Below are 12,315 nucleotides of genomic sequence, written 5' to 3'. Positions count from 1 at the left end.
CGGCTCGTGCCTCGCCTCCTCAACCAACGGGCGATGCCTGAGGCGGCACGGTGGTTTCGAGACGGCTCGTGCCTCGCCTCCTCAACCAACGGGCGATGCCTGAGGCGGCACGGTGGTTTCGCGACGGCTCGTTCCTCGCCTCCTCAACCAACGGGCGATGCCTGAGGCGGCACGGTGGTTTCGTGACGGCTCGTGCCTCGCCTCCTCAACCAACGGGCGATGCCTGAGGCGGCACGGTGGTTTCGAGACGGCTCGTGCCTCGCCTCCTCAACCAACGGGGGATGCCTGAGGCGGCAGGTGGTTTCGAGACGGCTCGTTCCTCGCCTCCTCAACCAACGGGTGACGGTGGTTGAGGAGGGAGCGCCAGCGACCGTCTCGAAACCACTACTGCGGCAGCACCATCTCGTCGACCAGCAAGTCGGACCCCTCCCTGAGGGGTTCGGCCCTGCCGGTCGCCACGAAGCCGTAGTGCTCGTACGCCGTCCGCGCGGCCCGGTTGCCCCGCGTCACGTCGAGCACGACCCGGTGGCCCCGGGCCCGGATGGCCCGGACCAGCTCGTCGAGGACCAGCTTCGACAAGCCGCGCCGACGGAACTCGGGGACGGTCCACATCGCGATGATCTGCACCAGCCCGTCACCGATCTGGAAGCCGCCTCCCATCGCGGCCGGGACGCCGTCGACGAAAGCGACCACGGGTGACGAGCGCATCCGGTCGCGCCACAGCTCCTCGGTGAACGCCTGCTCGCGGGCCAGCGTCGACCCGAACGCGTCCGGGGCGTCGGCGAGCGACCGCAGGCGGATCTCGCGCCAGGTCTGCCACTCGTCGGGCCCGAGGGTCCTGACGACCGTGCTCATCTGCTGCTCCTCGCGGCGCGGGCGGCCTGCTCCTCGTCGTACTTGCCGCGGATCGCGGCCCGCATCTGGTCGATGTTCTCACGCAGGGCATCGGAGATCAGCTCGTCGGTGCGTGGGTCGTTGAGCACCTCGAAGATCAGTCGGAAGACGGTGTCGCTGACCAACCGGACGACGTCGTCGTGGAACGGGAGGAACTTGAGTCGCCCCATCTGTTGGTCCCTCTTGACCAGCTCCACGATCATCGCGTCGAGCTCGGCGCGGTTCTCGTTCAGGGCCCGGGCGATGTTGGTGGTGTAGTTGCCGGTCTGCAGCACCGCGGTGACCTCGTCCATGACCGCGATCGTGACCGGCCGCTTGATCACCTCCACGATGCTCTCCGCACCCTGCTTGACGAGGGCAGCCGTGACCCGGTCACCGAAGGCCCGGTCTGCGGCCCGACCCAGGCGCGCCAGCACGATGAAGATGCGCAACAACCGGAACGAGCGGAAGGCCGGGTTGGAGACGGGGATCATGCCCAGCACCTCGTACCAGTACTTCAGGGGGAACTTCCACCCCTCGCCCGCGCGTCGCCAGCGCCAGACGAACTCGACGGCGAAGATCCCGCAGATCATGTAGTCGGCGATGATCACCGTGCGCTCGGTGTCGGGGTCGACCTCCCAGAAGGTGATCCAGCCCAGCAGGGCGACGGAGATGATCGCAAGCACGAGCATCGCCCAGTCCCCGAACCCGACGGGCGGCTTCGAGGGGTGGCTCGCGAGGGGTGACTGCTTGACGGTGGATCGCGCGGTGGCCGGGGCGTGCGAGGACATGCGGTCAAGACTCTCAGGAATGTGCCGGATAGGCTCGCCGCCATGCGTACCGCCCGGAGAATCACCTCAGCCCTTGCCGTCACCGCATTCGTGCTCACCGTCGCCGCCGCCTGCTCGGACGACGACGCGGGTTCTGCCGACAAGCAGAGCGCCGCCGACCGGGTGTGCACGGCCGACGACATCGAGGTGGACGGCGGGTTCGGCGAGAAGCCGGAGGTCACGCTTCCCGAGGACTGCACGGCGCCGACCGAGATCGTGACCAAGGACCTGGTCGAGGGCTCGGGCCCGGAGGCGCAGGAGGGTGGCGGCGTCCTGACCGACTACCTTCTGGTCTCGTGGTCGGACCAGCAGGTCCAGGACAACTCCTTCGACCGCGGCCAGCCGTTCCCCGTCGAGCCGCTCGGCCAGGCCCAGGTCATCCAAGGGTGGAACGAGGGCCTGATCGGCATCCAGAAGGGCGACCGCCGCCTGATCATCATCCCGCCGGAGAAGGGCTACGGCACGACCGGCCAGGGGACGATCGGGCCTGACGAGACGCTGGTCTTCGTCGTGGACGCGGTCGAAATCCGCTGACGCCGAAGTCGTCCGACTGCCGGTAGATTGCCGGCATGCCCCGCACTCCCTTGGTCTCCGAACGCATCGGCCAGTTCTTCCTGGGGGAGGACCGGCTCGAGTACACCGAGTACGGGTCCGGTGACCGATGGGTGGTGCTGGTCCACGGTCAGCTGATGCTGCGCCGGATGTGCCAGCCGCTGGCCCGGGTCCTGGCCGCGGAGGGCATGCACGTGCTCACCATCGACCTGCTCGGCCACGGCCGGTCCGATCGTCCGGCCGACCCGTTGGTCTACTCGATGACCGCCTTCGGCGAGCAGGTGGTGGCGCTGCTCGACCACGTCGGTGCGGAGGAGGCGGTCATCGGCGGGACCTCGCTGGGCGCCAACGTGTCCCTCGAGGTGGCCGCGATCGCGCCCGAGCGGGTGCGCGGGCTGCTCGTCGAGATGCCGGTGCTCGACAACGCCGTGGAGGTCGGGTTGGTGGTCTTCGGCCCGGCGATGCTGGCCGCCCGGTTCCTGCCCTTCACCGTCGCGACCGCGCGCACGCTCACCCGGTGGGTGCCACGCGGACTGGTCCCCTTCTGGGCCGGGGTCGGCCTGGACACCTGTGACCAGCAGCCGGCGGCGATGGCCGCGGTGCTGCACGGCATCGTCTTCGGGCGCATCGCCCCACCCTCCAAGCTGCGTCGCGCGATCGACGTACCGACGATGGTTGTGGGGCACCCGGCCGACCCGATCCACCCGGCCGCGGACGCGGCGATGCTCGCCGAGGAGGTGCCCGGCGCCCGCTTCGTGCAGGCGCGGAGCATCCTCGAGTGGCGGTTCCGGCCCGAGCGACTCGACAAGGAGGCGGTCGAGTTCGTGGAGGAGTGCTGGGAGACACGCCCCGACGCCGGGATCCGCAAGGCCTGACGCGGCACAATGGGGGTGTGCCCCTCTATCGAGCCGAAGCCGTCGTGCTGCGCACCCACAAGCTGGGTGAGGCGGATCGGATCATCACCCTGCTGACCCGCAACCACGGGCTGGTGCGCGCGGTCGCCAAGGGCGTACGCCGTACGTCGTCGCGGTGGGGTTCCCGCCTGGAGCCGTTCACGCACGTCGACCTGCAGCTGGCCGAGGGGCGCAACCTCGACGTGATCACCCAGGCAGAGACGCTGACCCCGTTCTCGTCGACGCTGGGCGCCGACTACGACCGCTACACCTCGGGCACCGCGATGCTGGAGACCGCCGAACGGCTGATCCACGAGGAGCGCCAGCCGTCACTGCAGCAGTTCCTGCTGCTCGTCGGTGGGTTGCGTGCCCTGACCACACCAGAACGACGGCCCGGGCAGGTGCTCGACTCCTACTTCCTGCGGTCCCTGTCGGTGGCCGGCTACGCCCCGTCCTTCGACCGCTGCGCACGGTGTGACGCGCCGGGGCCGCACCGCTGGTTCAACCCCGCGGCCGGGGGCATCCTGTGCAGCAGCTGTCGGCTTCCGGGCTCGGCGAACCCGGCCTCCGAGACCGTGGCGGTGCTGGGCGGGCTGCTGGCGGGCGACTGGCCGTTGATCGAGGCCAGCGAGCCGCGGCACCTCAAGGAGGCCAGCGGCCTGGTCTCGGCCTACCTGCACTGGCACATCGAGCGCCGACTGCGGTCGCTGGCGTACGTCGAACGCTGACCCCCGGCTCGGAGCCGCGGTTCAGGTCGGGCCGGTGCGGTCAGGTCGGGGTGCCGTGCTCGATCCACTTTTCGACGGTCGCGTTGAACCGCTGGAGCGAGCGCAGGAACTCGGCCCGTTCGTCCGGGGTCCACGCGGCGAGGAGCCGGTCGAGCATCTCGCGACGGTGATCGCGTGCCTCGGCGACCGCGGCGGCCCCGAGCTCGGTCAGCTCGAGCAGCGAGGCCCGGCGGTCGTTCTCGTCGACGGACTTCTCGGCCAGGCCCAGGCGTACGACGGTCTGCACCTGGCGGGTGATCGTGGACGGGTCGAGGCGGAACGTCTGCGCGATGGCGCCGAGCCGTTGCGGCCCCTCGTCGGCGAGCAGGCACAGGATCCCGTAGCTGGAGCGCTCCAGCTCGACGTCGCCGGAGGCCGTGCCGATGTGAATCGCCTGGGTGCGGCGCAACAGGGTGAACAGCTGCTGCTCGATGACGTCGTTCTGATTGTCCACGCTGGCAGCATAGAGCCACGGCGGGCGGCACGCTTAGTGTTGGCCCGTGAACCGAGAACCGCGTCGTCCCACTCCACACCCCTCTGGCGCCACGCCTCCTCCCATCCCCAAGGAGCTCGTCCCGCGCCACGTGGCCGTGGTGATGGACGGCAACGGCCGCTGGGCCAAGGAACGCGGGTTGCCGCGGACCAAGGGGCACGAGGCGGGGGAGTCGTCGTTGTTCGACGTGGTCGAGGGGGCCATCGAGATCGGCGTGAAGGCGGTCTCGGCGTACGCCTTCTCGACGGAGAACTGGGCACGGTCGCCCGACGAGGTCCGCTTCCTGATGGGCTTCAACCGCGACGTGATCCGCCGCCGACGTGACGAGATGCACGAGCTCGGCGTTCGGGTGAAGTGGGCGGGCCGGGCGCCGCGGCTGTGGAAGTCGGTGATCAAGGAGCTCCAGGTCGCCGAGGAGCTGACCAAGGACAACACGGTCTGCACCCTGACCATGTGCGTCAACTACGGCGGACGGGCCGAGGTGGCCGACGCGGCCCGCTCGATCGCGCGTGAGGTCGCTGCCGGTCGGTTGAACCCGGAGAAGGTCGACGAGAAGACGTTCGCCAAGCACCTCTATGTCCCGGACCTCTCCGACGCCGACCTGGTCTGGCGCACGTCGGGGGAGCAGCGGCTCTCGAACTTCATGCTCTGGCAGGCCGCGTACAGCGAGTTCGTGTTCTCCGACGTGCTCTGGCCCGACGTCGACCGACGGCACCTGTGGGCCGCCATCGACACCTACGCCCGCCGTGATCGTCGCTACGGTGGCGCGCTCCCCAACCCGACCGCTTGACCCCACCTCGCCCCGCCGAGTCGGCGCGTGTTGACGGTGTGTGGTGCCGAGTCGGCGCGTGTTGACGGCGTACCTGCATCTGGCTGCTCGATTTTCAGGCGGTCATCCACAGGTTGACACCGGGAGCCTCGCGCGCTGGTGGAACCGGCGCTTGTCTGGGTGCATGATCATCCACCCCAATCAACCGGTCGAATCCTGGTTCCCACTGGATCCCAGCGAGCCCTTCACCCGGCGTGAGGCTCGCGCGGCTGGTCTCACTGACCGCAACCTTCGGGAGATGATCGACCTCGGCCTGTTGCGCCGACCGCTGCGCGGGGTCTTCCTCGATCACCGGCAACCCGACGACCTGGGCACGCGCGTGAAGGTCCTGGCGAAGGTGGTGCCGCCCGGTGCCTTCGTGGCCGATCGGACCGCCGGCTGGCTGCACGGCGCGGAGATGATCCTGGCACCCAACGACCACCTAGCGGTTCCGAAGGTCTCGGTGTTCCACCTTCCCGGTGCCGATCGCACCAGACTGGCGCTGGCCGACAGCGGCGAGCGCCGGATGCGCCCCGATGACCTGTGCGAGGTCGGTGGCATCCTGGTCACCACGCCGCTTCGAACTGCACTCGACCTCGGTCGTCTCCTACGACGACAACAGGCATTGGCGGGACTCGACTCCATGCTCCGACGCGGCGGGTTCAGCCACGACATGCTGCTCGCCTCGGTCGAACGGTTCGCCAAGCAGCGGGGCGTGCGCCAGCTCAGAGAGCTCGCCCCGCTGGCGGACGGTCAGTCTGCGTCGCCCGGAGAATCTGGGCTGCGGCTCCACTGGCTTGATGCGGGCCTGCCACGTCCTACCCTCCAGATCCCCCACATCGAGGACGGAGTCACCCTCTTCTTCCTCGACATGGGACTCGAGGAATTGCGGTTCGCCGCCGAGTACGACGGGGTTGCCTGGCACTCGTCGTCCGAGGACGTCGAGCATGATCGGGCCCGCCGCGACTACCTGCGGACGAACTTCGGCTGGCGGATCGATGAGTTCCGCAAGGAACACGTCTACGGACGCGACCAGAACGCGGACTGGATCCTGCGGGACGCGATCGTCGAAGCCCGACGGACGTTCGACCATCGCATTCGGTTCCTGTGATTCCGTGAACTCGTGCCGGCTCGGCGTCGTACGGCGTGAGCTCGTGCCGGCTCGGCGTCGTACGGCGTGAACTCGTGCCGGCTCGACGTCGTACGGCGTCAACTCGTGCCGGCTCGGCGTCAGGAGCAGGCCGCGCAGGTGCCGAACATCTCGAGCGTGTGGCTGATGTCGCGGTAGCCGTGCTCGGCCGCGATGGTCGTGGTCCAGCGCTCGACGGCCGGGCCCTCGACCTCGACCGTGGCGCCGCAGGCGCGACAGACCAGGTGATGGTGGTGGGTGTCCGAGCAGCGCCGGTAGGCGGCCTCGCCGTCCTCGGTGCGGAGCACGTCGACCTCGCCGGCGTCGGCGAGCAGCTGCAGGGTGCGGTAGACCGTGGCCAAGCCGACGTTGTCGCCCTTCGTGGCGAGCAGGGCGTGGATCTCCTGGGCACTGCGGAAGTCGTCGAAGCTGGCCAACACGTTGGCGACCGCGAGCCGTTGCTTGGTGGGACGACCGCCGGCGACCGGCGCGGAGCGCGGGGTCTCGGTCGGTCGATCAGTGTTCGTCATAGTGGATCCCGTGGGGTGCGTGGCGGTGGCCGTCGTGCAGGTAGTCGACGTGGTCACCGTGCGGAACGGCCGGGTGGCCGCAGTTCTCGCCGTGCTCGTGGGGGTGCTCGTCGATCTCGTCGTGCGCCAGTGGATCGAGCTCGGCGAACGGCAGCCCCTGCCTGCGTCGGCGACGCAGCAGGACACCCATCGGCCAGGTGAGCAGGAAGCAGGCCAGCGCGAGCAGCACGATGGTGGGCCCGGGAGGTACGTCGGCAACGAGTGCGGCGAACATCAGTCCACCGAAGGAAGCGGTGACACCGAGCAGCATCGAGGCCAGCAGGGTGGCCCGGAAGCTGCGGGTCAGCTGCTGGGCCGTGGCCACCGGCACGATCATCAGGGCGGAGACCAGCAACAGCCCGACGGTGCGCATGGCGACGGTCACCGAGACCGCCGCGAGGACGGCGACCAGCACGTTGTAGAAACGGATGTTGAGCCCGGCGACCTGCGCGAACTCCTGGTCCTGGGCGACGGCGAACAGCTGCGGTGAGAGGCCGACCCCGATCAGGATCACGAGCGCGGCCAGGGCCATGGTGACCCACACGTCCGTCACCGAGATCGTGGTGATCGAACCGAAGAGGTATTCCTGCAGCCGGGCCGCGCTCTGGCCGGCCACGCCGGTGATCAGCACGCCACCGGCGATCCCGCCGTAGAACAGCAGCGCCAGGGCGACGTCGCCGTTGGCGTGGCCCTGCTCGCGGATCACCTCGATGACGATCGCGCCGAGGATCGCGACACCGATGGCCGTCCAGGTCGGCGAGGTTCCGGTGAGCAGCCCCAACGCCACACCGGTGACCGCCACGTGGCCGATGCCGTCGCCCATCAGCGCCAGTCGGCGCTGCACCAGGTAGGTGCCGACGACCGGGGCGGCCAGGCCCGTGAAGACCGCGGCGATCATCGCGCGGACCATGAAGTCGAGCGTGAGGATGTCCATCAGTGCGACTCCTCGGTGCGCTCGATGTCGAGGGGCGAGGCCACGTGCGCGGTGTGGTCTCGGGTCGCCACCTCGACGTGGTGATGATGGCTGTGCCCGTGGTCGAAGAGCGGTCCGTGCACCTCGTGGTCGGCCAGCGGCGCCCCGTCGTAGGCGATCCGGCCGTCGCGCATGACGACGGCCCGGTCCACCAGGGCCGCGAGGGGGCCGAGCTCGTGTGCGACGAGCACGACCGTCGCGCCGCGTTCCTTCAGGGTGGACAGGGCACGCGCGAGTGCCTGCTGGTTCGGGAGGTCGACACCGGCGGTGGGTTCGTCGAGGAAGAAGAGCTCCGGCTCGCCGGCCAACGCGCGGGCGATCAGGGCGCGCTGCTGCTGACCGCCGGAGAGCGTGCTGATGCCGTCGCGTGCACGGTCCTCGAGGCCGACGACCTCGAGGGCTTCACGGATCGCCCGACGGTCCTTGGGGAGCAGGGGGTGCAGGAGACGACGGCGGGTCAGGCGACCCGAGGCGACCGTCTCCCACACCGACGTGGGCACCCCGCTGGCGGCGGTTGATCGTTGGGGCACGAAGCCGACGCGGTGCCAGGCGTGGAAGGCCGAGTGCTCGGTACCGAAGATGGTGATCTGGCCGGCGACGAGTGGCCTCAGCCCGGTCATCGCGCGCACCAGCGTGGACTTCCCGGAGCCGTTGGCACCCATCAGGGCGAGGAAGTCTCCGGCCCGGACGGACAGGTTGATGTGACGGAGAATGGGCCGGCCGCCGATGGCGACTGACCCGTTCTCGATGCTCAGGACCGTGTCGGGCTGGTTCAACAGCCGTTCGCCTTCTTCAGGGCGACGAGGTTGGCACGCATGAGGGCAACGTAGTCCTCCTCCGAGGTCTTGTCGCTCAGGCCCTCGATCGGGTCGAGCACCTGGCTCCTGATGCCGAGGTCGTCGGCGATGGATTCGGCGGCCTGCTTGGAGCCCAGGGCCTCGGAGAAGACCGTGGTGATGCCGTCCTCGCGGATCAGCCTCTCCAGGGCAGCGCGGGTCTGCGCGGTCGGCTCGGCGCCGGGGGAGAGGCCGGTGATCGCCTCGAAGTGCAGGCCGTAGCGGGACTGGTAGCCGAAGGCGTCGTGGTTGACGACCACCGTGTTGCGCTGGCAGGAGGCCAGCCCGTCGGCGTACTCCGCGTCAAGGTCCTCGAGCTCCGCGCGGAACTCGGCGGCATTGGCCTCGAAGTCGTCGGCGTGCTCGGCGTCGAGGTCGCTGAGCTTGGCGGCGAGAGCGTCCGCGAAGTCAGCCATCAACAGGGGGTCGAGCCAGAAGTGCGGGTCGAGCTCGCCGTGGTCGTGGCCCTCGTGGTCCTCCTCGGCGTGGTCCTCGTGCTCGTCCTCGTGGTCCTCCTCGGCGTGCCCCTCCTCGTGCGCCTCGTGCTCGGAGGAGGGCAGCAGGGTCACCACGTCAGCCGCGTCGAGGGTCTCGCCCTCGGCGGTCTGCTCGACGGCCTTGTCGACGGCGGGCTGGAAGCCGTCCTCGAAGACCACGAGCCGCGCCTCGGCCACCTCGCCGGTCTGGCGGACGCTCAGCTCGAGCTCGTGCGGCTCGATGCCGGGGTTGGTGAGGTTCACGACGTCGAAGTGGTTGCCCGCCACCCGCTCCGTGGCGTAGGCCAACGGATAGAACGCCGTGGTGATCTGCCGACCGGAGGCAGCACCTTCCTCGGACAGGGCACTGCATCCGGCAAGGAGGACGACGGTGCCGAGGGTGGAGGCGGCGATGCGCAGGGTGGCGGACAAGTTCATGGGAATCATTCTCAAACTGATTGAGAACGATTGTCAAAACGTCAACACGTGCCGGCTCGGCGTCGTACGGCGTCAACACGTGCCGGCTCGGGGCTAGGTTGGGGGTGTGTTGGTGGTGAACCGGTTCCGGGTGCCCGAGGGCGATGCGGCGTTCCGTGGTGACCTCGAGGCGGCGCACGCCCTGCTGTCCGAGCGACCCGGCTACGTCGACGGCACGATCGGACGCAACGTGGACGAGCCCGACCTGTGGGTGATGACCACCCGCTGGGTCAACGTCGGCGCCTATCGCCGCGCGCTCTCGTCGTACGACGTGAAGCTGGGCGCGGTGCCACTGCTGAGCCGGGCCGTCGACGAGCCCAGCGCCTACGAGATCGTCGAGCCCGGTGCGGACCTGAACCAGTCGTTCGCCCGGCAGACCTGACGGCGGCGCAACCCGGGCCGAAAACCGCACGACGCGCTGGTTAGGCTTGAGCCTCCAGACCGGCAGCCAGCCGGCCGAAGAGGTCTCGAGACGGTCGCAGAGCGACCTCCTCGACCAACGAGACGAGACGGTCGCAGAGCGACCTCCTCGACCAGTGAAGGAGCTCCCCGTGGCCAAGGCCCCCGCATCCACCGTCGACAACGTCGTCTCTCTCGCCAAGCGCCGAGGTTTCGTCTTCCCGTGCGGTGAGATCTACGGCGGCACCCGCTCCGCGTGGGACTACGGCCCGCTGGGCGTCGAGCTCAAGGAGAACATCAAGCGCCAGTGGTGGAAGGCGATGGTGCAGGGCCGCGAGGACGTCGTCGGCCTCGACTCCAGCATCATCCTGCCCCGCGAGACCTGGGTCGCCTCGGGCCACGTCGACACGTTCAACGACCCGCTGACCGAGTGCCAGTCGTGCCACAAGCGCTACCGCGCCGACCACCTCCAGGAGGCCTATGCCGAGAAGAAGGGCATGGACAATCCTGACGACGTCGACCTCAAGGACGTCGCCTGTGCCAACTGCGGCACCCGCGGCGCGTGGACCGAGCCGCGTGAGTTCTCCGGCATGCTCAAGACCCACCTCGGCGTCGTCGAGGACGAGTCCGGCCTGCACTACCTGCGGCCCGAGACCGCCCAGGGCATCTTCCTCAACTTCGCCAACGTGGTGACCTCCAGCCGCCGCAAGCCGCCGTTCGGCATCGCCCAGATCGGCAAGAGCTTCCGCAACGAGATCACCCCCGGCAACTTCATCTTCCGCACGCGTGAGTTCGAGCAGATGGAGATGGAGTTCTTCGTCAAGCCCGGCGAGGACGACGAGTGGCACAAGTACTGGATCGAGGAGCGCACCCGCTGGTACGTCGACCTCGGCATCAACCCCGACAACCTGCGCCACTTCGTGCACCCGCAGGAGAAGCTGAGCCACTACTCCAAGGGCACCACCGACATCGAGTACCGCTTCAACTTCGCCGGCTCCGAGTGGGGTGAGCTCGAGGGCATCGCCAACCGCACCGACTTCGACCTCACCACCCACGCCAAGCACTCCGGCCAGGACCTCTCCTACTTCGACCAGGCCAACAACGAGCGCTACACGCCCTACGTCATCGAGCCGGCGGCCGGTTTGAGCCGCAGCCTGATGACGTTCCTGGTCGATGCCTGGTCGGAGGACGAGGCGCCCAACACCAAGGGTGGGGTCGACAAGCGCACCGTGCTGCGGCTCGACCCGCGCCTGGCGCCGGTCAAGGTCGCCGTCCTCCCGCTAAGCCGCAACGCCGACCTGTCGCCCAAGGCGAAGGGCCTGGCCGCCGAGCTGCGACGCAACTGGACCGTCGACTTCGACGACTCCGGCGCGATCGGCCGCCGCTACCGCCGGCAGGACGAGATCGGCACTCCCTACTGCGTCACGGTCGACTTCGAGACGCTCGACGACAACGCCGTCACGGTGCGCGAGCGGGACTCGATGGAGCAGCAGCGGATCAGCCTCGACGGCATCTCGACGTACTTCGCTGAGCGTTTGCTCGGTGCGTGACACGCGTTTCGGCGGACGGCCCGGGCTCGCGACGTGCACAATGACGCCATGAATTCTCGTGCCAGTCGTCTTGCCTCGCTCGCCCTCGTCGCCGCTGTCGCCCTCGCGGGCTGCGGCGGCGACGACGAGGGGGACAAGAAGGACGGCAGCTCGGCGAACCCCTCGTCGAGCTCGTCCGCGCCCGATGACGGCCTGACCGAGCCCGGCTCCAGCCTCGGGCTCGGTGAGCCGGCCACCTTCCTGTGGCAGCCGAACAAGAAGACCGACGGCGAAGCCGAGATCGCGGTGACTCGCATCGACAAGGCGAGCGTCAAGGCGTTCTCCGGCTTCAAGCTGTCGGACGAGATGAAGAAGTCGACCCCCTACTACGTCCACCTCAAGGTGACCAACACGGGCAAGCCCGACCTGGGAGGTTTCGAGCCACCGGTCTTCCTCGACAACGGTTCGTCGATCCTCTATCCGGCCGCGCACATCAACGGGTTCGCCCCGTGCTCGAACCGCACGCTCCCGGCCAAGTTCAGGACCGGCAGGTCGGCCCAGCTGTGCATGGTGTTCCTGGCTCCCGCCAAGACCGAGCTGAAGACCGTCGCGCTGCGTCCCGACGAGGCCCTCGAGCAGATCGACTGGACCGGTGACCTCACCAGGCCCGGCGAGAAGGTCGGCAAGAAGTCGAAGGGCAAGAAGCGCTGA

The 12,315-nt window shown here is 68.9% G+C and carries 15 protein-coding genes; 8 read left to right on the top strand and 7 right to left on the bottom strand.

The genetic code is table 11. From position 1 onward, the window contains the following. Positions 1–384 precede the first annotated feature (384 nt). Positions 385–855, bottom strand: coding sequence for a GNAT family N-acetyltransferase (locus ncot_RS12565; protein ID WP_168617917.1), 471 nt, complete (start codon positions 853–855; stop codon positions 385–387). After that, positions 852–1,664 (bottom strand): ion transporter, encoded by an 813-nt coding sequence (locus ncot_RS12560; RefSeq protein WP_206064959.1) that lies wholly within the window; start codon positions 1,662–1,664, stop codon positions 852–854. Before ncot_RS12560 ends, ncot_RS12565 begins: the two co-directional genes overlap by 4 nt. A 42-nt stretch (positions 1,665–1,706) precedes the next feature. On the opposite strand from ncot_RS12560, the gene ncot_RS12555 reads away from it, so the two are divergent. The 3 genes from ncot_RS12555 to recO are packed head-to-tail and all read left to right on the top strand — an operon-like array spanning position 1,707 to position 3,876. Continuing rightward, positions 1,707–2,237 (top strand): FKBP-type peptidyl-prolyl cis-trans isomerase, encoded by a 531-nt coding sequence (locus ncot_RS12555; RefSeq protein ID WP_168617916.1) that lies wholly within the window; start codon positions 1,707–1,709, stop codon positions 2,235–2,237. Between the two features lie 35 nt (positions 2,238–2,272). Beyond that, entirely contained in the window at positions 2,273–3,130 is an 858-nt protein-coding gene (locus tag ncot_RS12550) for an alpha/beta fold hydrolase (RefSeq protein WP_168617915.1), read from the top strand. Positions 3,131–3,147: 17 nt separating this feature from the next. Then, positions 3,148–3,876, top strand: coding sequence for a DNA repair protein RecO (recO, locus tag ncot_RS12545; RefSeq protein ID WP_168617914.1), 729 nt, complete (start codon positions 3,148–3,150; stop codon positions 3,874–3,876). A 40-nt stretch (positions 3,877–3,916) separates the two neighbouring features. Here the strand turns inward: recO and ncot_RS12540 are convergent, their stop codons facing one another. After that, positions 3,917–4,369 (bottom strand): MarR family transcriptional regulator, encoded by a 453-nt coding sequence (locus ncot_RS12540; protein ID WP_168617913.1) that lies wholly within the window; start codon positions 4,367–4,369, stop codon positions 3,917–3,919. A gap of 46 nt (positions 4,370–4,415) precedes the next feature. On the opposite strand from ncot_RS12540, the gene ncot_RS12535 reads away from it, so the two are divergent. Further along, a complete protein-coding gene (locus ncot_RS12535; RefSeq protein ID WP_168617912.1) occupies positions 4,416–5,198 on the top strand; it encodes an isoprenyl transferase in 783 nt (260 codons plus the stop codon). Positions 5,199–5,256: 58 nt separating this feature from the next. After that, on the top strand, positions 5,257–6,327 hold the full coding sequence (locus tag ncot_RS12530) for a type IV toxin-antitoxin system AbiEi family antitoxin domain-containing protein (protein WP_168617911.1): 1,071 nt from the start codon (positions 5,257–5,259) through the stop codon (positions 6,325–6,327). Between the two features lie 119 nt (positions 6,328–6,446). Here the strand turns inward: ncot_RS12530 and ncot_RS12525 are convergent, their stop codons facing one another. From ncot_RS12525 to ncot_RS12510, 4 genes are read right to left on the bottom strand one after another with little or no spacing between them, the layout of a single operon-like run. After that, entirely contained in the window at positions 6,447–6,875 is a 429-nt protein-coding gene (locus ncot_RS12525; RefSeq protein WP_168617910.1) for a transcriptional repressor, read from the bottom strand. Beyond that, on the bottom strand, positions 6,862–7,848 hold the full coding sequence (locus ncot_RS12520; protein WP_168617909.1) for a metal ABC transporter permease: 987 nt from the start codon (positions 7,846–7,848) through the stop codon (positions 6,862–6,864). The genes ncot_RS12525 and ncot_RS12520 overlap by 14 nt, the downstream gene beginning before the upstream one ends. Continuing rightward, the gene (locus tag ncot_RS12515; RefSeq protein ID WP_240937891.1) at positions 7,848–8,663 is read right to left on the bottom strand and encodes a metal ABC transporter ATP-binding protein; all 816 of its coding nucleotides are present in this window, start codon (positions 8,661–8,663) and stop codon (positions 7,848–7,850) included. Before ncot_RS12515 ends, ncot_RS12520 begins: the two co-directional genes overlap by 1 nt. Beyond that, positions 8,660–9,637 carry a metal ABC transporter substrate-binding protein gene (locus ncot_RS12510; protein WP_168617908.1) on the bottom strand — a complete coding sequence of 326 codons (978 nt, stop codon included), beginning with the start codon at positions 9,635–9,637 and terminating at the stop codon, positions 8,660–8,662. The genes ncot_RS12515 and ncot_RS12510 overlap by 4 nt, the downstream gene beginning before the upstream one ends. A gap of 106 nt (positions 9,638–9,743) precedes the next feature. On the opposite strand from ncot_RS12510, the gene ncot_RS12505 reads away from it, so the two are divergent. From ncot_RS12505 to ncot_RS12495, 3 genes are all read left to right on the top strand, one after another. Further along, positions 9,744–10,058 (top strand): antibiotic biosynthesis monooxygenase family protein, encoded by a 315-nt coding sequence (locus ncot_RS12505; protein WP_168617907.1) that lies wholly within the window; start codon positions 9,744–9,746, stop codon positions 10,056–10,058. A gap of 169 nt (positions 10,059–10,227) precedes the next feature. Continuing rightward, positions 10,228–11,625, top strand: coding sequence for a glycine--tRNA ligase (locus ncot_RS12500; RefSeq protein ID WP_168617906.1), 1,398 nt, complete (start codon positions 10,228–10,230; stop codon positions 11,623–11,625). Between the two features lie 48 nt (positions 11,626–11,673). Then, entirely contained in the window at positions 11,674–12,315 is a 642-nt protein-coding gene (locus tag ncot_RS12495) for a hypothetical protein (RefSeq protein WP_168617905.1), read from the top strand.

This window comes from Nocardioides sp. JQ2195 (genome assembly GCF_012272695.1).
In the GTDB taxonomy this organism is placed as follows: Bacteria; Actinomycetota; Actinomycetes; order Propionibacteriales; family Nocardioidaceae; genus Nocardioides.
This window is presented reverse-complemented; position numbering and strand designations above follow the sequence as displayed.